Origin of the sequence: Pseudarthrobacter sp. S9 (assembly GCF_050156545.1) — a bacterium.
GTDB lineage: Bacteria > Actinomycetota > Actinomycetes > Actinomycetales > Micrococcaceae > Arthrobacter.
Window position 1 is genome coordinate 4,071,478 of sequence record NZ_CP189576.1, and the last position, 23,202, is coordinate 4,094,679.

The window sequence follows — 23,202 nt, forward strand, 5'->3', positions numbered from 1 at the left end:
CTGACCAGGCAGGGAGGACTTCAGTGAGCTTGCGACCCCTCACTCCGCAGGAGCGTGCCGACGCCTTGCGCAAGGCCGCCGCCGCCAGGGCCATCAGGGCCGCGGCCAAGGAACGGCTGAAGTCCGGGGAACTGACGATCGCGCAGGTCATCAGCTCCGGAGAATCCGATGACGCCATCGCGCGGATGAGGATCGCGGAGCTGCTGGAGGCGCTGCCCGGGATCGGGAGGGTACGCGCCGCTGCGATCATGGAACAGCTCGGCATCGCGCAGTCCAGGCGCGTCCGCGGCCTGGGAATCCACCAGCGCCGGGCGCTGGTAGATTTTGTAGACGACAAATAGCTCGCTTCCACCGAGCTGATCCCCGACACCGCCCAAAGGAATATGTGAGCAAGAAACCGGGACTGACTGTCCTCGCCGGCCCGACGGCTGTTGGCAAGGGCACCGTGTCCACCTACATCCGTGACAATTATCCCGGCGTCTGGCTGTCCGTGTCGGCGACGACGCGCCCGCCGCGCCCGGGGGAGCAGGACGGGGTCCACTACTTCTTCAAGTCGCCCGAGGAATTCGATGCCCTGGTCGAAAACGGCGAATTGCTGGAGTGGGCCGTGGTCCACGGCCGCAACCGCTACGGCACGCTCCGCAGCACCGTGAACTCCGCGATCGAAGAGGGCCGCTCGGTGCTGCTGGAAATCGATCTGCAGGGCGCACGGCAGGTTAAGAAGGCCGTCCCCGATGCCCAGTTTGTGTTCCTCGCGCCCCCGAGCTGGGAAGAAATGGTCCGCCGGCTGGTCGGCCGCGGCACGGAAACGGCCGACGAACAGCAGCAGAGGCTGGAAACCGCTAAACTAGAACTTGCCGCTGAACCGGAGTTTGACCACACCGTCATCAATGATGACGTTCGACGGGCAGCGGACGAGCTTGTTTCACTCATGGGGCTGACCCCGAACCCGCGCTAGGCGCCGGGACGTATCGGCCCGTTAGAATTTGGAGAATTCGTGTCCACGAACCTTGAAGGCATCATCAACCCGCCGATCGACGAGCTGCTGAAGGCTGCCGACTCGAAGTACGGACTGGTGATTTTCGGTGCCAAGCGCGCACGTCAGATCAACGCTTACTACGCTCAGCTGCACGAGGGCCTGTTCGAGTACGTCGGCCCGCTGGTCGACACCAAGCTGAACGAGAAGTCGCTTTCCATCGCCCTGCGCGAGATCAACGAAGGCAAGCTCGTTTCCACGCCGATCGAAGCTGCCGAGTAGTTCCCACAGCTGGAAAGCAAAATAAACAGACTGCCTGTTGACGGAGATCACGTGCGCATAGTCCTCGGAGTCGGGGGAGGGATAGCTGCCTACAAGGTGGCGTCGCTCCTCCGGCTTTTTACTGAAGCCGGCCATGACGTCACGGTCATCCCCACGGAGGCGGCAACCCGGTTCGTGGGTGTCGCCACGTGGGAAGCCCTGTCCGGACACCCCGTCAGCAGCAGCGTGTTTGACGCCGTCCACACGGTCAACCACGTCCGTCTCGGCCACGAAGCGGATCTGATCGTGGTCGCCCCGGCCACCGCCGACCTGCTGGCGCGGGCGGCTACCGGCCAGGCCAACGACCTCCTGACCAATACCCTGCTCATGGCCAGCGGCCCGGTGCTGATGGCCCCGGCCATGCACACCGAAATGTGGCGGCACCCGGCAACCCAGGCCAACGTCGAAACCCTGCGCAGCCGCGGCGTCACCGTGCTGGAGCCCGCCAGCGGCAGGCTGACAGGCGCCGACTCCGGCCCCGGACGGCTGCCCGAGCCCGAGGCCATCTTCGAGGCCGCCCTGGCCCTCGCCGGTGCGGCGTCCGTGCCCGGCGCGCGCCCCGTGCCGTCGTCGCAGCCGGCGCCGTCCACGGGTCCCTCAGCGTCCGCAGCCCGGCCCCTGGCCGGGCTGACCGTGACCATCAGCGCGGGCGGCACCCGTGAACCCCTGGACCCCGTGCGTTTCCTGGGCAACCGGTCCTCCGGCAAGCAGGGCGTGGCGCTGGCCGTGGCAGCCCGCGACGCCGGCGCCAGAGTCCGGCTGCTGGCCGCCCACATGGAGGTCCCGGCGCCGGACGGCGTCGAACTCGTCAGCGTGGAGACAGCCCTGGAACTGCGGAAGGCGGCGCTGCACGCCGCCGCTGATTCCGACGTCGTGATCATGGCGGCCGCCGTGGCGGACTTCCGCCCGGCGGACGTCTCCGGCACCAAGATCAAGAAGCGCGACGACGTCGCCGATCCCGTTATTGCCCTGGTCCGCAACCCGGACATCCTGCAGGAACTCGTCGAGGTCCGCGACGCCGCCTCCCGGGACCAGCTGATCGTCGGCTTCGCCGCGGAGACGGGCGACGCCGACGGCGACGTCCTGGAGTACGCCGAGGCCAAGCTGCGCCGCAAGGCCTGCGACCTGCTGGTGGTCAACCAGGTGGGCAAGGACATGGTCTTTGGCGAGGACACCAACTCCGTAATCATCCTTTCCCGGTCCGGCACCGAACCCCAAGAGGCGTCGGGTTCCAAATCCGACGTTGCGGCTGCCGTGCTTGACCGGATCAGCGCCGAGCTGAGCCGGGTTGTCCCGCCCGCCTGAGCCCGGCGTAGGCAACGTCTCCTTAGCATGGGGACACACGCCGCCGGACGTCCGTTTTCCAACCAGTAAGGTAGTTGAGTGACTTTACCGCTGCACATCCCTGATTTCCACGGGTCCGCGCCCGCCTCGCTCCGGCTTTTCACGTCCGAGTCGGTGACCGAAGGTCACCCCGACAAGATCTGTGACCAGATCAGCGACGCGATCCTCGACGCCCTGCTGGCCAAGGACCCTGAATCCCGGGTTGCCGTGGAGACACTGGCCACCACCGGCCTGGTCCACGTGGCCGGCGAGGTCACCACCGATGCCTATGTCGAAATCCCGCAGATCGTCCGGGAGACGATCCTCGGTATCGGCTACGATTCCTCGGCCAACGGCTTCGACGGCGCCCGGTGCGGCGTGTCCGTCTCCATCGGCCAGCAGTCCAACGACATCGCCGGCGGCGTGTTCAACTCCCTGGAAGCCCGGGAAGGACGCCAGGAGGACGACTACGACCTCCAGGGCGCCGGAGACCAGGGCCTCATGTTCGGCTACGCCAGCGACGAGACCCCCTCCTACATGCCGGTCCCGATCTGGCTCGCGCACCGGCTCTCCGAGCGGCTGACCGAGGTCCGTAAAAACGGCGACCTTTCCTACCTGCGGCCCGACGGCAAGACCCAGGTCACGGTGGGCTACGACGGCGACCGCCCGGTCTCCGTCGAGACGGTCGTCATCTCCAGCCAGCACGCCGAAGGCGCCAGCCTCGAACAGCTCCGGGCCGACCTGGCACAGTACGTGGTCGATCCGGTCATGGCCATGTCCAACCTGGACATCTCCCGTGCCAAGAACATCCTGAACCCGGCCGGTGCCTTCGTCATCGGCGGTCCCGTCGGCGACGCCGGCCTTACCGGCCGCAAGATCATCGTCGACACCTACGGCGGCATGGCCCGCCACGGCGGCGGAGCCTTCTCCGGCAAGGACCCGTCCAAGGTGGACCGCTCGGCCGCCTACGCGATGCGCTGGGTCGCCAAGAATGTGGTGGCCGCAGGCCTTGCCAAGCGCGCCGAAATCCAGATCGCCTATGCGATCGGCCAGGCCCGCCCGGTGGGAACCTACGTGGAGACCTTCGGAACCGAAACCGTGGACCCGGCCCGGATCAGCGCGGCGATCGCCGAGATCTTCGATCTGCGCCCCCGGGCCATCATCGACGCCCTCGACCTCAAGCGCCCGATCTACGCTAAGACCGCCGCCCACGGGCACTTCGGCCGCGACGATCCCGACTTCACCTGGGAACGCCTCGACCGGGTCGATGAGCTGAAGGCTTTCTTCAACGCCTGACGCCGCGCGTGGCGCCTCAGCGCCTAATTGTCGTTGCCCTGTGATGTGCTGTAGCCAGGCAGCCGGACCGGCGGCCCCCGCCACCCCGGTTGCGCACCAGTTGCGTACCAGGTGCGGAACGCCTGTTGAACGGAGGTAGCTGCCATGACACCCGTCCGTGGCGGCGCGAGCGCGCCGGATGAACCCCTCCAGCTGTCGCTGCTCCAGGGCTTTCCCTCCGCCCCCGCCTCCTTATCTTCGTCCGGAGTCGCCATCGCCGCGGAACGGCCGGTGGCACGGGTGCTGCTCGAATCCTCCCTCCCGCACCTGGACCGGCCGTTCGACTACAGCGTCCCCGACGCCCTCGACGCTGCGGCGCAGCCCGGCGTCCGGGTCAAGGTCAAGTTCAACGGCCAGGAACTGGCGGGATACCTGATGGACCGGGTGGCGGAATCCGACGCCGGACACACCCTCGTGCCGCTGCACAAGGTTGTCTCGCCCGTGCCGGTCCTCACGCCCGCGGTTGCTGAACTGGCCGGACGGATCGCCGCGCGCTACGCCGGGACGGTCAGCGACGTCCTGCGCGTCGCCGTGCCGCCCCGGGTCGCCAAACTCGAAAAAGAGTTCGCCCCCGACGGCCGCCTGGACCCGGCGCTGGTCGGGGCTGCTGACCGGCCCGGAGCGGCAATTCCTTCCGGCCTGGAAGCCTCAAGCTGGCGGTCCTACCGCAACGGCCCGGCATTCCTTGCGCACCTGGGTGCGGGGGAGTCACCCCGTGCCGTGCTGAACGCGCTGCAGGGCTTCGGTCCGGGCGGCTGGCCGCGGATGATCGCGGAGGCCGTGGCGGCCGTGCGGCTGTCCGGCCGGGGCGCCGTCGTTGTCGTCCCGGACTACCGGGACCTGGACCGGGTGGAGGCCGCGCTCCTCGAACTGCTCCCCGCCGACGACGTCGCCCGGCTGACCGCGGACGACGGCCAGACGCCGCGCTACCGGAGCTTCCTGCGCGTGCTCAGCGGCGCCGCGGGCGTTGCCGTCGGCACCAGGTCCGCCGCCTACGCCCCGGTCCGTAATCTGGGGCTCGTGGTCTGCTGGGACGACGGCGACGACCTCCACATCGAGCAGCGCTCCCCGTACGCGCACTCCCGCGAGGTCCTGCTGCTCCGTGCAGGGCAGGAAGGCGCCGCCTGCCTCCTGGCGGCCCATTCGCGCAGCACCGAGACGGAGAGGCTCGTGGAATCCGGCTGGGCCTGGCCGGTGGAGGCCGAGCGCACCGTGGTCCGGCGGACCGTCCCTCGGGTGCTGAACACGGCGGACAGCTTCGAGCTGGAGCACGACCCCCTGGCCCGGATCGCCCGGCTCCCTGGCGCGGCCTGGCGGGCCGCCAAGGAAGGCCTGGAACGCGGGCCGGTCCTGGTCCAGGTGGCCCGCGCAGGCTACGCACCCTCGCTGGCATGCGAAACCTGCCGTGAACCGGCGCGCTGTACCGCCTGCAGCGGGCCGCTGGCCATCGCCGGATCAAGCGGCGGCTCCGCCGTGCCGCAATGCCGCTGGTGCTCGGCCCCGGCCCCGGACTGGCGCTGCACCACCTGCAACAGCGTCCGGCTCCGGCGTGGCGCCACGGGTGCCCTTCGCACGGCCGAGGAGCTGGGCCGGGCCTTTCCCGGGACACCGGTCATCACCTCCTCCGGTGACCAGGTCAAAGCCGCCGTTCCGGACACGAAGGCCTTGGTGGTGGCGACAGTCGGAGCCGAACCTGTCGCCCCCAGCGGCTATGCGGCGGCCCTGCTGCTCGACGGCGACTCCCTGCTGCGCCGCGAAAACCTGCGGGCGGGGGAGGACGCCGTCCGCCGCTGGTTCAATGCCGCTGCCCTGGTGCGCCCGGCTCCGGAGGGTCTCGTGGTCATCACCGCGGACGATGCCGCCGGGGTCGGCGCCCTGCTGCGGTGGGATCCCGCCGGCTACGCACGGCGTGAACTGGCCCTGCGGCAGGAGCTGCACTTGCCGCCCGCAGTTCGGATCGCGTCCGTCACGGGCGGCCGGACCGCCGTCGGGCACTTCACCCAGGCCGTCGAACAGCGGCTGGCTACGCAGGGAATCGTACTCAGGACCGCCGGCCCGGCGCCCCTGTTGAGGTCGGAGGTGATGGCCGGGCAGACGGCCGGCGCCGTCCACTCGGGGGTCAGCCCGGGTGGCGGACCGCTGACGGGGGCCAGGCAGGCAGGTTCCCGGCCGGCAGCCCGGGAGGCCGGCGAAGATGTCCGGACCCTGTTGTTCATCCCGTACGCCCACGCCGCGGACGCCACCAAGGTGATGCGGGCGGTCAAGGCGGCGGCCGCCGCCAAGCGCAGCGATGACCCCGTGCAGCTGAGGCTCGACGGCGTCGACGTCCTTTAGCCCCTCGAGTTCCTGCGGACCCTGCGGACCCGGAGCGCCACGGCCTCCTCCGCGAGGTCCACCAGCCGGCCTGCGGACGCGTCCCAGCTGAAGTCCGCGGCACGCTCCACCGACCGGCGTGAGCGGGCCTTCCACAGCTTTGGATCCTCGAGCTTCCGCACGGCCTCGGCAAACTCCGAGGGCGAGTCCGGGTGCACGTAGCTGACGGCGTCACCGCCCACCTCGCGGAAGATCGGGATGTCGCTGGCGATCACCGGCGTGCCGTGGGACATGGCCTCCACGAGGGGCAGGCCGTAGCCCTCCGCCCGGGAGAGGCTGATCAGGGCCGTGGCGCGGGCCAGCATGGCCTCATATTCGGCGTCGGTCACGCCGTTGTGGAACACGATGTCCGCTCCGTCCGGGGCGAGCGCTTCCAGTTCGACGCGGCGCTGCGGGGTGATGCGGCTGAGGAGGTGCAGGGTCATGTCCGGCAGTTCCTCCATGCCCCGGATCATGGTCTCCACGTTCTTGTACGGCATGAAGGAACCCATGTAGAGCAGTGTCTTGTTCGCTCCCGCCTCCGGGTCCCGGGGCGTGTGGCCGTGCTGCGGGGCGTTGCCCACGATCCGGACGGGGCGCCTGGTGAGCCGGTACTTCGCGATCAGGGCCGCGGTGGTGGAGCTGATGGTTGCGACGATGTCCGCCCTGTTCAGGAGGAGCCGCTGGGGCCAGAAGGCCTTGTGGTAGAGGCGCCACAGGACCCGGACCGGCGCCGGCAGGAAGCCTGGAGGGGCCGGGTGCTCGTAGTAGATGAGGTCGTGCAGGGTCAGCACCAGGGCGTACTTCCGGCCCCAGCTGCCCATGGTCTGCATGGGACACACCACGACGTCGGCGCCGAGCTTGTTCACCTTGGCGGCCACGAAGACCTCGGACGGGGAGAGGGGGCTGTTGATCAGGGTGTACGGCACATCGGGCAGGAGCGCGAGCTGCCGGGGATCGCTGATCAGCATCGAGACGTCCGCGATCCTGGCCGTGGCCGCGATGAGGCTGGCGCCGTACCGGCTTATGCCGTCGTGGTGGTCCAGCCGGGTGAAGCGGGCATCAATGAGTATTTTCACGCGGCGTGGTCCTTCAGGAAGCGTCGGATGAAGCGGGCGGCCGGTTCCGGGGTTTCGTAGTGGATCAGGTGCCCGACGCCGGGAATGACGTCCAGGACCCCGTCCGGCAACAGCGCGGCGAGTTTGTGCTGGTCCGGCAGGATGGCGATCTCGTCTTTCTCGCCCGCGATCAGCAGCACGGGCAGCGTGAGCCGGCGGGCCACCTCGGAGACGTCGCTGCCCACGGAGGCCTTGAACGCCTCGAGCAGGCTCTCCCGGTCCGCGAAGGCGGAAAAATAGGCGCTGTGCTGCGCATGGACGAACCGCCGTAGTTCCTTGTCCCGGGTCTTGGCCATGGCCTCGCTCATCACCCGGACGATCAGCTGGCTGCGCAGCAGGGCCTGCCCGAGCCGCCGGGGGAGGCGCGCCGCGGCCTCGTAGTACAGCACCGCGAGCTTCGTCATGAGCCCCTTGGGTCCCTGGAGGGCGGGGGCCGCGATGGGGTTGACCAGGATCAGCTCGGCCACCGCACCGGGGTTGGCCGCCACGAAGTGGCTCGCGATGATCGACCCGAAGGAATGTCCCAGCAGGACCGTCTCCGGACCCAGGTCCAGTGCCGCCATTAAGTCGCTGATGAACCTCACATAGCGTTCGACGCTGTGTTCGCCGGCGCGTTCGCCCCCGCCGAAGGCGGGCGAGCTGCCGAACCCCGGGAGATCCGGCATGATGAGCCGCATCTCGGGCAGCTGGTCGGCCACCCGGAGCAGGCCGTGGTGGTCGCCGCGGAAACCGTGGACCACCAGGATGGTGCGGGTTTCCGGTGTGGCCCGGACGGGTTCGTAACTCCAGTAGGCCACCCGGGCGCCGTCAACGTCCACCGCCGCTGCCCGGGTGCGGGCGGCGAGCTGGCTGCTGAACAGGGGCGTGCGCGAGGACTCGGTGTCCACTTGTTCCATTCGTTCGAATCCTAGTTGACGTTGTCGGGGTGGGAGCCGGTGCGGAAGCCGCGTTCGAGGGCAGCGATCTCCGTCATGTCCAGGGCCGACAGTTCGAATCCGAAGACGTCGCGGTTTTCGCGGATCCGTCCCGACGAGCTGGCCTTGGGAATGGCGATATTCCCCAGCTGCACGTGCCAGCGAAGTATGATCTGCGCCGGGGTGCGGTCGTGCTCGGCGGCGAGCGCCAGGATCACCGGGTCCTTCAGGATCTGGCCGCGGCCGAGGGGACTCCACGCCTCCGTGCGGATGCCGAGCTGATCGTGCTTTACTCGCAGCTCGGCCTGCTGCAGCCAGGGGTGGAGCTCAATCTGGTTGACGGCCGGTACCACTTCGGCCGTTTGCATCAGCCGGTCCAGGTGGTGCGGCTGGAAGTTTGATACGCCGATCGCGCGGACCTTGCCCTCGCGGTACAAGGTTTCGAGGGCCCGGTACGTCTCCGTGAACAGGCCCCGCTTCGCGCATGGCCAGTGGATCAGGTAGAGGTCGATGTATTCCAGGCCCAGGTTGGAGATCGAGGTGTCGAACGCCCGCATCGTGGCGTCGTAACCGTGGTCGTCATTCCAGACCTTCGTGGTGATGAAGAGATCCTGGCGGGACACATACGGTGCCGACTCCCCGGGCTCCCCTCCGCTCCCTTCGAATCCGGACAGGGCGCCGATGCCCTTGCCCACGCCAGTCTCATTGCCGTACATGGCCGCCGTGTCGAAGTGGCGGTAGCCGGCCTCGATCGCCATGGTCACCAGGCCGGCGGCGTCGGCCGGGGGGACCTTATAGAGCCCGAACCCCAGCCGATCGATCAGCACGCCGTTGTTCAGGGTCAGCCGGGGGGAGATTCTCATAGCTATGACTTTACCCATTGGCGGCCCGGAGTTGCGGACGCCCGCCGCCGACGGGCGGGCGGCTCACCCCTCGCGCCGGGCCGGCCAGGCCAGGCCGTCAAACCTGACGAGGCGGCGGGCGCTGGCCTCGTCGAGGATCAGGTCTGTGGCCAGGCCTGCCGCCAGCGCGCCGCGCAGCCCGTTGATCTTGGAGGCGCCGGACACCACGCAGATGCGCCGCCGGACCTGCCGCAGCTGGGCCAGGCCCGGCCCGGTGGAGCGTTCGTTGAGCATGATGCCGTCCGAGGAACCGTCCGCCCGGAAGAAGACGGTGGCAACGTCTCCGACGACGTCGGAGTTGGCCAGGATGTTCAGGTCGTCCTCATCGAGGTAGCCGCCGGCATAGACATGGCTGGGGTAGTCGGCGTCGACCGATCCCACCCCGAATATCGCGATGCTCATCCGGGCCTGCAGGTCCAGGACGCGCTGAACACTGCGCTCATTCCACATGGCCGTCTTGGTCGCCGCATGGTCGAAGAAGGCCGGTACCGGGAACTGCTCCACGCGGGCCCCGTAGGCGCTGCCGAAGCGCCGCATGATGTCCGAGGCATAGGTGATACCGGTGGTCTGCATGTTGCCGGCGCCGTTGAGCTGGACGATCACGCTGTCGTGGGTGATCTTCCGGGTCAGGTGCCGGCTGACGGCGCTCAGCGTGGACCCCCAGGCGACGCCGATAATGGCGTTGGAATCCACCAGCGGGCCAATCGTCCGGGCGGCCTGCATGGCCACCCGGTCCAGTGTTTCCGCCTCATTGAGCGTGTCCACCACGGGAACAACGTGCACATCCACCTTGTATTCGGCGCGGATCATGCTTTCGAGTTCGGGCCCGGTGTCAAGCGGGCTGCGGATCTGGATCTGCACCAGACCGGATTCCCGCGCTGCCGACAACAGCCGCGACACGGTGGACCGGGAGGTCCGGAGCTCCCGTGCGATCGCGTCCATGGTCAGGTCCTGCAGGTAATACAGCTGGGCCGCCCTGAGGGCGTCTGAGTGGCGTGAAGGCGTCATCCCATTTCCGTTCTGCACGTTTGTGCATAGTGCTTGACTCCATTTTCCATTACTCCAAACAATAGTGTTGAACGGCGGCGCGCCACGTGGCGCGCCGCGCAGAACCAAACCCAAAGGAGCAGTTTTGGGACAGAAGGATTCATCGCCCACCCCGGGCCCGGCAACGGAGCGCGCATCGGTGCAGAAGCTGCGGACGCGGCGGCACGCGCAGGTTCTGATCATCGGCGGCGGCATCAACGGAGTGGGTACTTTCCGGGACCTGGCACTGCAGGGCGTGGACGTAGCGCTCGTCGAGCGCGGCGACTACTGCCAGGGCGCCAGCGGCGCCTCCTCGCACATGATCCACGGCGGCATCCGGTACCTCGAAAACGGTGAGTTCCGCCTCGTCCGGGAGTCCGTCGTCGAGCGCAACCGGCTGCTGCGCATTGCTCCACACTATGTAAAGCCGCTGCGGACCACCATTCCTATCTTCAGTACCTTTTCCGGCGTCCTCGCCGCCCCGTTGCGCTTCCTGACCCACAAGCAGCAGGGCGCGCCCAAAGAGCGCGGGGCCTTCCTGATCAAGCTCGGCCTGAGCATGTACGACTTCTTCTCCCGCGACGGGGGCACTGTGCCGCGGCACCAGTTCCGCGGCCGCAAGCGTGCACTGGCGGAGCTGCCACGGCTGCACCCCGGCATCAAGTACGCGGCCACCTACTTCGACGCCTCGGTGCACAACCCGGAGCGCCTCACCCTCGATGTACTGCAGGATGGGGAAAAAGCCGGCGCAGAAAAGGCCGGCGCAGCCGGCAGCCTCTCGGCCCGCGCCAGCAACTACGTCTCACTCGTCTCCATGAAGGGCATGAAGGGCGCCACCGGCGCCAGCAGCACTGCCACGGGAGGCGCCAGCAGCACCGTCCAGCTCCGCGACGAGCTTTCCGGCGAGGTCTTCGACTTCACGGCGGACGTGGTTGTGAACACGACCGGCGCGTGGGTGGACCAGACGAACCAGGCCATGGGGGCCGCCTCGTCCTTCATGGGCGGAACCAAGGGTTCGCATATCGTGCTGGACCACCCCGAGCTGCTGGAGGCGTGCCACGGCCGCGAGATCTTCTTCGAACACACCGACGGCCGGATCGTGCTGATCTACCCGATGGGTGACCGGGTCCTGGTCGGCACCACAGACGTCGACGCCGACATGGCCGAGGACGCGGTCTGCACCGACGCCGAGATCGACTACTTCTTTGAGCTGATCGGCCATGTCTTCCCGGGTGTGGCCGTGGACCGAGGACAGATCGTCTACACCTTCTCCGGCGTCCGCCCCCTCCCGAAGCACGATGCCACCCAGCCCGGGTTCGTCAGCCGCGATTACCGGATAGAACGCCGCGCATCGTCGGCACCGGAAGCGGGGGCGAGCGGCGGCGCCGTCGTCCTCAGCCTCGTGGGCGGCAAGTGGACCACCTTCCGGGCCCTCGCCGAGCACTTGAGCAACGACGTCCTCGCCGAACTCGGCATGGAACGGAAGGTCTCGACGGCGAAGCTCGCCATCGGCGGCGGGGCCGGCTTCCCCGACAGCGAGGACGGCATCCAGCGGTGGATCAAAGCGCACATGTCAGCCGGCCGCGACGCGGCCCGTGTCACCGGGCTCCTGACCAGGTACGGGACCCGTGCCGAGGAAGTCATCGCCTTCCTCGACCGTGCCCCCGACCGGCTCCTGCACTCCACCCGCGAACTCAGCGTCCGCGAACTTGAGTTCATGGCGCAGAACGAGCAGATCGGGCACCTGATCGACGTGCTGATCCGCCGCACCTCCCTGGCCTTCAGGGGCCTCGTGACCGGCGAACTGCTGAACGAGGTTGCGGACATCCTGTCCGGTCCGCTGGGCTGGGATATCGCAACGCGGGCCTCCGAGATCAGCCACGCTCAGGAGGTGCTCAAGCGATTCCACGGCGTCCGGGTCCACAGCCTGGTCGCCTGACATGACCTGAAATGACTTGCGTGTCCGGGCGGGGAAGCCCGGGTGCAAGCACTGCGCGGTCCGCCCCGGCGGCCGGCGCAGTGGCTGGCCGGCAGCGCCAACGCGCTGCCGGCCCAACGGCCCTTCAAACTCGCGAAGGGCTGACAACAGAAAATAGAGGAGTCAAAGATGTCTCTTGGAATTGTTTTTCTTTCCGAAGTATTCGGAACCGGGATGCTGACCCTGCTAGGTTGCGGCGTTGTGGCCAACGTCGCCCTCAAGGGCACGAAAGGCAACAACGGCGGGTTCCTGATGGTCACTTGGGGATGGGGCATTGCCGTTTTCTCCGGTGTCTATGTTGCCGCCAGGTCCGGTTCGCACCTGAACCCCGCTGTCACCCTGGGCCTGCTGCTCAACGGCAAGGCGGAGTACGCTCCCGGCGTCAAGGTCGAATTTGCGTCCACATTTACGTACTTCGGCGGTGAACTGCTGGGTGCCTTCCTGGGCGCCGTGGTCATGTGGCTGGCCCACAAGCAGCACTTTGACGCCGAACCCCTGCCCGCCAGCAAGCTCGCCGTGTTCTCCACCGGCCCGGCCATCCGCTCCAACGTCTGGAACCTGATCACCGAGATCATCGGCACCTTTGTCCTCGTCTTCGTCATCCTGATGTTCGGCGGCATTCCTTCGGGACTGGGCCCGCTGGCCGTTGCCCTGCTGGTTGTCGGCATCGGTGTTTCACTCGGTGGCCCCACCGGCTACGCCATTAACCCGGCCCGTGACCTCGGCCCCCGCATCGCTCACGCCCTGCTGCCCATCAAGGGCAAGGGCTCCAGCGACTGGAGCTACTCGTGGATCCCGGTCGTGGGACCCCTGATCGGTGGCGGACTCGCCGGCGTCGTCGCCGCGGTCGTGCCGATCGTTGCCACCGTCGCCAAGTAGTTTCCACCCCCGCCAGAGCAAACCCAACACCAGCCCAGATAGACAAGGACGTCAACATGAACCAGTATGTAATCGCCATTGACCAGGGCACCACCAGCACCCGCGCCATTGTTTTTGACCACAGCGGCCACATCGTCTCCTCCGGCCAGATGGAGCACGAGCAAATCTTCCCGCAGGCCGGCTGGGTGGAGCACGACCCCGCCGAGATCTGGAACAACACCCGTGAGGTCATCGCCTCGGCCCTGTCCAAGGCGAACCTGACCCGCCACGACATCGCCGCCGTCGGCATCACCAACCAGCGCGAAACCGCCGTCGTCTGGGACAAGACAACGGGCGAGGCTGTCTACAACGCCATCGTGTGGCAGGACACCCGCACCCAGCCGATCGTGGACGAGCTGGCAGCGGACGGCGGGGTGGAACGCTTCAAACAGAAGGTGGGCCTGCCGCTCGCAACCTACTTCTCCGGCACGAAGATCAAATGGATCCTGGACAACGTCGATGGCGCACGAGCCAAGGCCGAAGCCGGCAACCTGCTGTTCGGCAACACCGACTGCTGGGTCCTCTGGAACCTGACCGGCGGGACCGACGGCGGCGTGCACGCCACCGACGTCACCAACGCCTCCCGGACCATGTTCATGGACCTCGAGACGCTGTCCTGGGACCAGGAAATCATGGATGCCTTCGGCGTTCCGGCCTCCATGATGCCGGCCATCAAGTCCTCCTCCGAGGTCTACGGCACCGTGCACACCTCGCAGCTGCTGCGCGAAGTCCCCGTCGCCGGCATCCTGGGCGACCAGCAGGCGGCGACGTTCGGCCAGGCCGCGTTCGAGGCCGGTGAAGCCAAGAACACCTACGGCACCGGCTGCTTCCTCATCTTCAACACGGGTGAGGAAATCGTCCACTCCAAGAACGGACTGCTGACCACCCTCGGCTACAAGCTGGGTGACGCCAAGCCGCACTACGCGCTGGAGGGCTCGATCGCCGTCACCGGTTCACTCATCCAGTGGCTGCGGGACAACCTCGGCATGATCAGCAGCGCCCCGGAAGTGGAGGCCCTCGCGGCCGCCGTGGAGGACAACGGCGGCGTCTACATTGTTCCGGCGTTCTCGGGCCTGTTCGCCCCGTACTGGCGTTCCGACGCCCGCGGTGCGATCGTCGGCCTGACGCGTTTCGTGAACAAGAACCACATCGCCCGTGCGGCGCTGGAAGCCACCGCCTTCCAGACCCGTGAGGTGCTCGACGCCGTCAACGCAGACTCGGGCGTGCCGCTGACGGAGCTGAAGGTCGACGGCGGCATGGTCGCCAACGACGCCCTGATGCAGTTCCAGGCGGACATCCTCGGCGTCGCGGTGATCCGGCCCAAGGTTGTCGAGACCACCGCTTTGGGTGCCGCCTACGCGGCCGGCCTCGCCGTCGGCTTCTGGAAGGACCTCGGCGAGTGCTCGGCCAACTGGTCCGAGGACAAGCGCTGGGAACCGAAGATGGAACAGGCCGAGCGGGAGCGTCAGATGCGCCTCTGGAAGAAGGCGGTCACCAAGTCGATGGACTGGGTCGACGAGGACGTCAAGTAAGAGTCGCGCAACCCGTCGCACGAGAAGAGCTCCGGCCAGGCAACCCTGTCCGGAGCTCTTCTTTGTTGCGGTTGCAGCGTCAGGACAGGGGACCGGACGGGGTGGCCACCACGGCGCGGGGCGTCTTGGCGTAGACGTCCTTGCTGACGGTGTACCCCCGGCGGTCGATCCTCAGCGCCTGCGCGTTGACGCTTTGCAGTTCCGAGCGTGAGAGTTTCTTGATCTTGACCAGGTCCAGGAACTCCTGGTCCGTCCCTCCCGCCGCGGTGACCTTCACAAGTCCCGTTCCGGCTGCATAGAACTTGCGCTGGTGACCCGCGCTGGGCGGATCCAACGGGTTGAACTCATCGATCACCAGGACGTCGTTGTAGCAGCCCGTGGGCACGCAGACGTGCTGGTCCTTCTGGAAGACATCCCCGCAGTCAAGGAAGTCGACGTTTGGCGCGTACGCCTGGACGTACGCGGGCGTCTTGCGGTGCGGCTTTGCCTGCATCGCGATTCCGGCCTGGGCCTTGTCGATGCCGCTGATGAACGTGCTGGGCGCCCCCACAAGCTTGCCGTTCTCATACTCCTCCGGATACTCGCCGAACAGCCACACCGAGTCATTCCGCGTCTGGGCGAAGAAGGCCAACTCGGATTCCGCGAGCACGCCGTCGGAGAAGTCCCGGTCCCACATCACCAGGGTCCTCACGCCGTCGATCTTCTTGGTCAGCCCGGTGACGGTGTGGACGACGGTATGCGTACTCGTGCCCTCCGGCGAGACCACTTTGCCCGTCGTCGTGTACTGCATTCCGGGCGTCAGCGGGAACCACTTGTTGTCGACCACCGGCGTTGCCGGGAAGGCCGAGCGGTCAAACTTGATCGCCGAGCCTGGTCCGCAGAGTTCCTGGGAACTCGGCACCGCCGCCGGCGCGGCAGCCGCCGTGGCTGCCGACGCCGCCGTTAGCGTTCCGAGAACCAGCAGAAGCGCGGAGCCGTACGCGGTGAACTTATTTCCTCGTTGAGTCATCTGACTGGCCTCTCGTTGTGGGTTGGTTTGCTGCTTCTAAACGGCAGGCCTATACGGCACCCGCGGGTTGCGGCTGCCGGGCCTGCGTTCACGGGACGGGCCCTTTTTGGCGAACCGCAGGTAGAGCGACGGGACGATGAACAGGTTGACCAGTGTCGAGGTGACAAGACCACCCAGGATCACCACCGCCATGGGATGTTCGATCTCATGGCCTGGCCTGTTGCCCATCACCACCAGCGGCACCAGGGCCAGGGCCGTGGCAAGAGTGGTCATCAGGATCGGTGACAACCGCTCGGCGGCACCGCGCAGCACCAGCGCAGGGCCGAACGTCATGCCCTCGAAGTTCTCGAGGTGCTGGCAGTGGTTGATGAGCAGGATGCCGTTGCGGGCGGCGATGCCCATCACGGTCAGGAAGCCGACCAGCGACCCCAGGGACAGGATCCCGCCGCTGAGGTGCGCGGCTATCACGCCGCCCACGAGCGCGACCGGCAGCGTCAGGATGGCGAGGATAGCCAGCCGCCAGCTCCGGAACGCTGCCTGGAGCAGGAGGAAGACCACGATGACCGCACCGGCGCTGAAGACCAGCAGGCGCTGGGAGGCGGCCTGCCGTTCCGCGTATTCGCCCAGGATGTCCGCACTGTAGCCGGTGGGGAATTCCACCGACTGGAGGTCGGCCTCCAGCTTTTCCACGACCTTGGCCAGGTCACCTTCCTTGACGTTGGCACTGACGTCGACGCGTCTGGACCCTTCGGAACGCTCGATCACGTTCGGCGTCGGTTTGACCGAGATCTTCGCGACATCGGCCAGCCGGATCCGTTCCCCGCTCGGAGTGTCCAGCGGGAGGTTCTCGATGCTGGTGACGCTGGTCCGGACCTCCGGGGGGCTCCAGACCTGGACGTCGTAGGCCTTCCCTGCCCGGTAGACGTCGCCGACCTCTTCACCGGAAACCAGGGTAGCCGCGGCGCGACGGACATCACCAGGCTTCAGGCCGTAGCGGTTCGCGGCAGCAAGATCCACCTCAACATCGACCTGCGGAACATCGACCTGCAGTGCAACCTTGGCGCCGATCGCCCCCTCGATTCCGCCGACGCCGGCGAGTCCCGGCTCCAAGTCGCTCAGGGCCGCTTCGATGTCCTTCGTGACCTGGAGGGCACTGGTTCCGGGGAACTTCTCCACGACCAGCAGGAGGCCGGGGTCCTGGCCGACGACGGCGTCGCCGATCAGCGGCTGGTGGTCCTCCTTGACGTGGGCGATATCGCCCAGGAGCATACGGGGATTCGAGTCCTCGACGCTGACCTTTGCAAGGTCCGCCGGCGTGCGGATGGGCAGGACGTGCTGGATGCCCAGACGCTGGCTCGGTGACTCCACGAACCCGCCGGTGCCCGGTGTCGAAGCCTCGAGGAAGCTCAGCGGCGACACCCAGACGGCATTGCCCGTGGTCTTGATGACCTGTTCCAGGGTTACGCCCTTGTCGCGCAGCTGCGTCGGGGTGACCTCGACCTGGAGCTGCTGCTCGCGCTGACCCCAGATGGACACGTTCGCCACACCCGGGATGCCGATGAGCCGCGGCTTGATCTTCCACCGGGCCAGAACCGACATTTCGATGCCGGAGAGCTGCTTGGAGTTCATCCGGACCATCAGCACGCGGCTCGTGGACGACAACGGCTGCATGATCAGGGGCGGGGCGGAGACATTCGGGAGCGCGTGGGCCTGGGTCATTCTTTCGGCCACAAGCTGGCGGGCGCGCAAAAGATCCGTGCCCGGCTCGAAGACAAGTTCGATTGACGACAGTCCGGGGACAGACTTGGAGCGGATCTCGTCAAGCCAGGCCACTCCATTGAGGACGTCGGCTTCCATCGGGGAAGTAATGAGCTGTTCAACCTCGACGGCGGAAAGGCCCAGGGCCTCGGTCTGGATCTCGACGTGCGCTGGCGCGAACTCGGGCATGCTGTCCATGGCGATGTGGGGGACGTTCACAACACCGAAGGCAATGAGTCCGGCGGCCAGGGCGAGAACCAGAATGCGGAACTGCAAACTGAAACGGGTGACCCAACCGAACATGGCTAGCCCATTTCCGGGGCGCCGGCGGCGCAGCAGCGCCCGGCCAGGGATTCTAATTGATGCACGGAAGAATTACGCAAGTGATACATGACAGGCTCCTCAACCCGAGACCATTTGCGGATCCCCCATGAGATATTTTGCGGCAGATCTTTAGTGAATACTGTTCCCATTTGAACCGTTTGGCAAGTTTGTGAATTTCGCAGCTTCCAGCCAGTTCGTTCCCAGTTATCTCCTAGCTTGCCGCTCCAGTATTGGCTTGGTAGGGGAGCCCGCAGGCACTACTCGCAGACCCGTGCGCCATCACTCGCATGCTGGCAATTAGGTACTTGCTTTTGACGGTGGAATCACTTAATTCCGAATTTGTATTACCTGCTTCGGCGGATCAGGAATTCACCGTAAGTACAACATTTTCGCGGGCGGGGCTTTTGTAACAATTTGGAACCCGGAGCAATGTACAGTTCCCCGTGGCCGGATGTGAACGATTCATTTGAGGCATAAAGGACATTCCGCGCATGCCATCCGGAACATGCATCGAAAGGGCTCGGCGCTCCAACTGCCAAGATCGGCACCTTCCTGCCACCCGCCGCGTTTTCGGGCCCCGGGTTCAGCGCGAACCAACCCGAGACGCTAAAGTGGTCCTATGCCTGCGATCCTCCTGCTTAGCTAGCCGCCCGGCATCCCGAACAGAACTCGGATTGCCGAGCGGCAGCCCCTCCATGTCGAGGGGCTTTTGTGTGTCCGGGTCCATGCCGGGATGGCAGCGGGGAACCGGCAGGGAGGATCAGGAGTCAGGGCCGAACAAGTAGCCTTGACGGTACAGACTTGATCGCCAACAGGGTTGACAGAATAGACCTGACAGAACAGGCCTGGCAGAACAGGCCTGACAGAACAGAAGAGGCCAGCAGTGAGCGTTCAGCCGGAGACAGAGACCGGAACAGCAGCAGCCGCGACGGAGGGCCCCGAAGAGGGCGCCTACAGCTTCGCGGCCATGGAAGCCAAATGGCCCCAGATCTGGGAGGACCTGAAGGTCTTCACGCCGCTTGACGACGGTTCGAAGGAACGCCGCTACGTGCTGGACATGTTCCCGTACCCTTCCGGAGACCTGCACATGGGCCACGCTGAAGCGTTTGCCATGGGCGACGTCGTCGCCCGCTATCTGCGCCAGCAGGGCTATGACGTGCTGCACCCGATCGGCTGGGACTCGTTCGGGCTGCCGGCCGAGAACGCCGCCATCAAGCGCAACGCCCACCCCAGTGAATGGACCTACGCCAACATCGAGACCCAGGCGGCGTCGTTCAAGCGCTATGCCATCTCCGCCGACTGGTCCCGCCGCATCCACACCTCCGACCCGGAGTACTACCGCTGGACCCAGTGGCTCTTCACGCGCTTCTACGAGCGTGGTCTGGCGTACCGCAAGGATTCGCCCGTCAACTGGTGCCCCAAGGACCAGACCGTGCTGGCCAACGAACAGGTGGTCAACGGAGCCTGCGAGCGTTGCGGCACCCCGGTCACCAAAAAGTCCCTGAACCAGTGGTACTTCAAGATCACGGAGTACGCCGACCGGCTGCTCGATGACATGGACGAGCTGCGCGGCCACTGGCCCGAGCGCGTCCTGGCCATGCAGAAGAACTGGATCGGCCGTTCCGAGGGCGCCCACGTCAACTTCGCCATCGAAGCCGAAGACGGCAAGCCGGCCAAGGACGTCACGGTGTTCACCACCCGGCCGGACACCCTCTACGGCGCCACGTTCTTCGTCGTCGCGGCCGATGCGCCGCTGGCCGTCGAACTGGTCACGGTCGGTCACGCCGCCGCCCTCGACGCCTACCGCGAGCAGGTCACGGCGCTGTCCGAAATCGAACGCCAGTCGACCGAACGCGAGAAGACCGGCGTCTTCACCGGCCGCTACGCCATCAACCCGCTGAACGGCGAGAAGCTGCCCGTCTGGGCCGCCGACTACGTGCTCGCCGACTACGGCACCGGCGCCATCATGGCCGTTCCAGCGCACGACCAACGCGACCTCGACTTCGCCAAGACCTTCGACCTGCCGGTCCGGGCCGTACTCGACACCGGCGCGGAAGACCCTGCTGTCACCGGCACGGCGACCACCGGCGAGGGAACACTGATCAATTCCGGCGCCCTGGACGGTCTGCCCAAGGCAGAGGCCATTCCGGCCGCGATCGAAATCCTGCAGCAGCAGGGCACGGGCGAGAAGTTCGTGAACTTCCGCCTGCGCGACTGGCTGCTGAGCCGCCAGCGCTTCTGGGGCACCCCGATCCCGATCATCCACTGCCCGGCCTGCGGCGAAGTTCCGGTCCCCGACGATCAGCTGCCCGTCACGCTGCCGGCCGAGCTGCGCGGCGAGGACCTGTCCCCGAAGGGCACGTCCCCGCTGGCCGCCGTCGAAAGCTGGGTCAACGTCGAATGCCCCAGCTGCCACGGCCCGGCCAAGCGGGACACGGACACCATGGACACGTTCGTGGATTCGTCCTGGTACTTCCTGCGCTTCGTCTCCCCGCAGTTCACCGAGGGCCCGTTCGATCCGGCGAAGATCAACGACTGGATGCCCGTGGGGCAGTACGTGGGCGGCGTGGAGCACGCCATCCTGCACCTGCTGTACGCGCGGTTCTTCACCAAGGTCATCCACGACCTCGGCATGATCGACGCCGACGAGCCCTTCAGTGCGCTGCTGAACCAGGGCCAGGTCCTCAACGGCGGCAAGGCCATGAGCAAGTCCCTGGGCAACGGTGTCGACCTGGGCGAGCAGCTGGACAAGTTCGGCGTCGACGCCGTGCGGCTGACGATGATCTTCGCCTCCCCGCCGGAGGACGACGTCGACTGGGCGGACGTTTCGCCGTCGGGATCCGCGAAGTTCCTGGCCCGCGCCTGGCGGCTGGGGCAGGACGTCGCGAGCGAGCCCGGCGTCGACTTCACCACCGGTGACCGCGCCCTGCGCACGGCCACCCACCGGACCATCGCGGATGCCGCGGCCCTGCTGGACCACAACAAGTTCAACGTGGTCGTGGCCAAGCTGATGGAGCTGGTCAACGCGACCCGCAAGACCATCGACACCGGTGCAGGCGGGACAGACCCGGCCGTCCGGGAGGCCGTGGAGGCCGTCGCGGTGATCCTGAGCCTGTTTGCGCCCTACACGGCCGAGGACCTGTGGAACGTGCTGGGACACCCCGCGTCCGTAGCCAATGCCGGCTGGCCCACCCACGACGAGGCCCTGCTCGTGCATGACACGGTCACCGCGGTGGTCCAGGTCCAGGGCAAGGTGCGCGACCGTCTGGAGGTCTCGCCGGACATCAGCGAGGACGAACTGCGCGAGCTGGCGCTGGCCTCGGAAAACGTCCAGCGCGCCCTGGACGGCCGGGGCATCCGCACCGTGATCGTCCGGGCGCCTAAACTGGTCAACATCGTCCCGGCCTAGCCGGCCGGGCTAATCAAATACCGGCCGCCGGCGTACGCCGGCGGCCGACTGCAACAGCGTCCCCAGTCCGCGTCCCCAGTCAGCAGGAGGTGCTGCGTGCCCGACCGCGAGCCGCCAGGCTGGCCGTGGCTGAGGGAGTGCCTTCAGCGGCTCCGCCAGGGCACCCGTCCCGAAGCCGTCCCCGAAGCAGTTCCCCCCGCCGTCGTGCGGACCGCCGTGGTCACGGACTCGGCCGCCGCGCTGCCCGCCGACTGGGTGCGGGAGTTTGCCCCCGACGGCCGGCTCACGATCGTTCCCATGCCCGTCATGGCGGGAGCCGAAATCTACGGCGAAGGTGAGGACGACATCGCCGACACGATCGCCGTCGCCCTCGCCAGCGGTATGCCCGTGAAGACCTCGCGTCCCTCACCCGGACAGTTCGAACACGCCTACTTGGCGGCCCGCGAACACGGCTTCGAATCCGTGGTGTCGATCCATATCTCCGGCGAGCTGTCCGGCACCGCCGACTCGGCCCGTCTCGCGGCCGCCCGCGTCGGCATTCCTGTGGAGGTCCTGGACTCGCGGACCGTGGGGATGGCCCAGGGGATGGGCGTGCAAAGCGCCGTCGCCGCGGCGGCCGAGGGCAGGAACGCTGCCCAGGTGAAGGCATTCGCCGAGGAGCGGGTGGCCCGCACCAAGGTCTATTTCTACGTCCCGAGCCTGGAACAGTTGCGCCGCGGCGGCCGGGTCGGCGCGGCAGCCTCGCTCTGGGGCACCATGTTCTCCATCAAACCCATTCTGGCCCTCGAAGACGGCAGGATTGTTCCGCTGGAAAAGGTCCGGTCCGCGGCGAAGGCCATTGCCCGGCTGGAAGAAATCGTCGCCGCCGATGCCTCCGCCCGTCCGGCCGGGCAGGCCCGGCTCGCCGTCCATCATTTCGGCAACCAGGCAGAGGCCGAACAGCTCGCCGCACGCCTTGCGGTGTTGTTGCCCGAATGCCCGACGGCGCAGATCAGCGCCCTCCCTGCCGTGCTCGCCGCCCACGCAGGACTTGGCGTGCTGGCGGTGATCGTGGGGGGAGAGCTGCGCCCCGCTCGACGGCCGCCCGGTTGACGGCGGGGAGCCGGCAGCTGGCGGGGCACCCGCCGAAGCCGGCAGCTAGCTCGCGGGTCAGCCTGGGGCGGACGGAGGGCTGGCTGTCACGGGGCGCCGGCGGTAAAGTCACTCCACCGAGCAAGGAGGCCGCCATGGCAATGCAGGTGCACCACGTAGCCCAGTTCGATCGGGACGTTGCGGAAGAGGTGACCAAATGGCTTAAGTACCTGAAAGGCCAAGTGACCAGCGTCCAGTTCCTCACCACCACCGTGCCGGATCCTGAGGCCGCCGATCATTGGCGCGTACAGTACGAGGCCTATATCACCTACCAGCAGTGATCCCGGGCTCGGAAGCTGCCTCTCAGGGGACCGGCTGATCTGGGCTGAAGGTGTAGCTTGGCTGCTCACCCGAGCCGTTAACCCAGCGGGCGGCGGTCACCTTCTGGGCGCTGCCCGGCTCTAGCCACCACAGCACCTGGACGTTGCAGTGATAGACAACAGTGACGTTGGCCAGGGCGCCTTCCGACGGAACCGAGTTGATGGACGTGGCGGCCGTTTGCGTGGTCCAAATGAAGTTCTGGTCGGCTGTCATCCCCGCGGTTCCGTCAACAGTCACATGCGCTAAGCCATAGAGGCCGTGCTGTGGGCAGTAAAGGCTGTCAACCGCAAAGCTAACGATCTGGGTTGAGGTGGCTTGCGTCGTATCGGCCTCCGCGGGCGGGGCCAGCAGGGTGGTACCGACGAGCGCAATCAATGCGGCTGGAAGAAGTATCTTTTTCATGGCACACCAGCTCTCGCCGCCTGGAGGAGACTTCCAGACGATCAGGGTTGCCCCCAGCCGGCAAGGTTTTCATTGATTGAGAATGCAGACGCTACCACCGGACCCGCGCGGAGACCAGAGTAGGGAATACTTGCCTAATGCCCCCGCAATACT

At 66.9% G+C, this 23,202-nt stretch carries 19 protein-coding genes; 12 read left to right on the forward strand and 7 right to left on the reverse strand.

Features of this window, described 5'->3' with window-relative positions; translation table 11 throughout:
* Nucleotides 1-23 precede the first annotated feature (23 nt).
* From mihF to ACQCSY_RS19645, 6 genes are all read left to right on the forward strand, one after another.
* Nucleotides 24-341: an integration host factor, actinobacterial type gene (gene mihF, locus ACQCSY_RS19620; protein ID WP_427131401.1), complete on the forward strand. Its 318-nt coding sequence runs from the start codon at nt 24-26 to the stop codon at nt 339-341.
* Nucleotides 342-385: 44 nt separating this feature from the next.
* Entirely contained in the window at nt 386-958 is a 573-nt protein-coding gene (gene gmk, locus ACQCSY_RS19625) for a guanylate kinase (RefSeq protein ID WP_427131403.1), read from the forward strand.
* A 39-nt stretch (nt 959-997) separates the two neighbouring features.
* Nucleotides 998-1,258: a DNA-directed RNA polymerase subunit omega gene (gene rpoZ / locus ACQCSY_RS19630; RefSeq protein WP_090581074.1), complete on the forward strand. Its 261-nt coding sequence runs from the start codon at nt 998-1,000 to the stop codon at nt 1,256-1,258.
* Nucleotides 1,259-1,309: 51 nt separating this feature from the next.
* A complete protein-coding gene (locus ACQCSY_RS19635; RefSeq protein WP_427131404.1) occupies nt 1,310-2,602 on the forward strand; it encodes a bifunctional phosphopantothenoylcysteine decarboxylase/phosphopantothenate synthase in 1,293 nt (430 codons plus the stop codon).
* 78 nt (nt 2,603-2,680) lie between these two features.
* Nucleotides 2,681-3,916 (forward strand): methionine adenosyltransferase, encoded by a 1,236-nt coding sequence (gene metK / locus ACQCSY_RS19640; protein ID WP_427131406.1) that lies wholly within the window; start codon nt 2,681-2,683, stop codon nt 3,914-3,916.
* A 144-nt stretch (nt 3,917-4,060) separates the two neighbouring features.
* The gene (locus ACQCSY_RS19645; protein ID WP_427131407.1) at nt 4,061-6,289 is read left to right on the forward strand and encodes a primosomal protein N'; all 2,229 of its coding nucleotides are present in this window, start codon (nt 4,061-4,063) and stop codon (nt 6,287-6,289) included.
* Here the strand turns inward: ACQCSY_RS19645 and ACQCSY_RS19650 are convergent.
* The 4 genes from ACQCSY_RS19650 to ACQCSY_RS19665 form a co-directional block, all read right to left on the reverse strand.
* Nucleotides 6,286-7,386 (reverse strand): glycosyltransferase family 4 protein, encoded by a 1,101-nt coding sequence (locus ACQCSY_RS19650; protein WP_427131409.1) that lies wholly within the window; start codon nt 7,384-7,386, stop codon nt 6,286-6,288. The two genes, ACQCSY_RS19645 and ACQCSY_RS19650, sit on opposite strands and share 4 nt — an antisense overlap.
* Nucleotides 7,383-8,321 carry an alpha/beta fold hydrolase gene (locus tag ACQCSY_RS19655; RefSeq protein WP_427131410.1) on the reverse strand — a complete coding sequence of 313 codons (939 nt, stop codon included), beginning with the start codon at nt 8,319-8,321 and terminating at the stop codon, nt 7,383-7,385. Before ACQCSY_RS19655 ends, ACQCSY_RS19650 begins: the two co-directional genes overlap by 4 nt.
* An 11-nt stretch (nt 8,322-8,332) precedes the next feature.
* The gene (locus tag ACQCSY_RS19660; protein ID WP_427131412.1) at nt 8,333-9,202 is read right to left on the reverse strand and encodes an aldo/keto reductase; all 870 of its coding nucleotides are present in this window, start codon (nt 9,200-9,202) and stop codon (nt 8,333-8,335) included.
* Nucleotides 9,203-9,265: 63 nt separating this feature from the next.
* Nucleotides 9,266-10,249 carry a sugar-binding transcriptional regulator gene (locus ACQCSY_RS19665; protein ID WP_427131413.1) on the reverse strand — a complete coding sequence of 328 codons (984 nt, stop codon included), beginning with the start codon at nt 10,247-10,249 and terminating at the stop codon, nt 9,266-9,268.
* Nucleotides 10,250-10,373: 124 nt separating this feature from the next.
* Here ACQCSY_RS19665 and ACQCSY_RS19670 point away from each other — a divergent pair, with 124 nt between their 5' ends.
* From ACQCSY_RS19670 to glpK, 3 genes are all read left to right on the forward strand, one after another.
* Complete coding sequence (locus ACQCSY_RS19670; protein WP_427131414.1) at nt 10,374-12,206, forward strand: glycerol-3-phosphate dehydrogenase/oxidase; 1,833 nt, start codon at nt 10,374-10,376, stop codon at nt 12,204-12,206.
* 168 nt (nt 12,207-12,374) lie between these two features.
* On the forward strand, nt 12,375-13,124 hold the full coding sequence (locus ACQCSY_RS19675) for an MIP/aquaporin family protein (protein WP_427131416.1): 750 nt from the start codon (nt 12,375-12,377) through the stop codon (nt 13,122-13,124).
* A 56-nt stretch (nt 13,125-13,180) separates the two neighbouring features.
* Nucleotides 13,181-14,695 (forward strand): glycerol kinase GlpK, encoded by a 1,515-nt coding sequence (glpK, locus tag ACQCSY_RS19680; protein ID WP_427131417.1) that lies wholly within the window; start codon nt 13,181-13,183, stop codon nt 14,693-14,695.
* Between the two features lie 79 nt (nt 14,696-14,774).
* On the opposite strand, the gene ACQCSY_RS19685 is transcribed toward glpK, so the two are convergent.
* Both ACQCSY_RS19685 and ACQCSY_RS19690 read right to left on the reverse strand, forming a co-directional pair.
* Entirely contained in the window at nt 14,775-15,704 is a 930-nt protein-coding gene (locus ACQCSY_RS19685) for a hypothetical protein (RefSeq protein WP_427131419.1), read from the reverse strand.
* A gap of 36 nt (nt 15,705-15,740) precedes the next feature.
* On the reverse strand, nt 15,741-17,738 hold the full coding sequence (locus ACQCSY_RS19690; protein ID WP_427131421.1) for an efflux RND transporter permease subunit: 1,998 nt from the start codon (nt 17,736-17,738) through the stop codon (nt 15,741-15,743).
* 931 nt (nt 17,739-18,669) lie between these two features.
* On the opposite strand from ACQCSY_RS19690, the gene leuS reads away from it, so the two are divergent.
* The 3 genes from leuS to ACQCSY_RS19705 all read left to right on the forward strand — a co-directional run bounded on the left by leuS (nt 18,670) and on the right by ACQCSY_RS19705 (nt 22,607).
* Complete coding sequence (gene leuS / locus ACQCSY_RS19695; RefSeq protein WP_427131422.1) at nt 18,670-21,195, forward strand: leucine--tRNA ligase; 2,526 nt, start codon at nt 18,670-18,672, stop codon at nt 21,193-21,195.
* Between the two features lie 96 nt (nt 21,196-21,291).
* Complete coding sequence (locus tag ACQCSY_RS19700; protein ID WP_427131423.1) at nt 21,292-22,287, forward strand: DegV family protein; 996 nt, start codon at nt 21,292-21,294, stop codon at nt 22,285-22,287.
* Between the two features lie 134 nt (nt 22,288-22,421).
* Complete coding sequence (locus ACQCSY_RS19705; protein ID WP_427131425.1) at nt 22,422-22,607, forward strand: hypothetical protein; 186 nt, start codon at nt 22,422-22,424, stop codon at nt 22,605-22,607.
* 22 nt (nt 22,608-22,629) lie between these two features.
* Here the strand turns inward: ACQCSY_RS19705 and ACQCSY_RS19710 are convergent, their stop codons facing one another.
* Nucleotides 22,630-23,049 carry a hypothetical protein gene (locus ACQCSY_RS19710; RefSeq protein WP_427131426.1) on the reverse strand — a complete coding sequence of 140 codons (420 nt, stop codon included), beginning with the start codon at nt 23,047-23,049 and terminating at the stop codon, nt 22,630-22,632.
* Between the last annotated feature and the right edge of the window lie 153 nt (nt 23,050-23,202).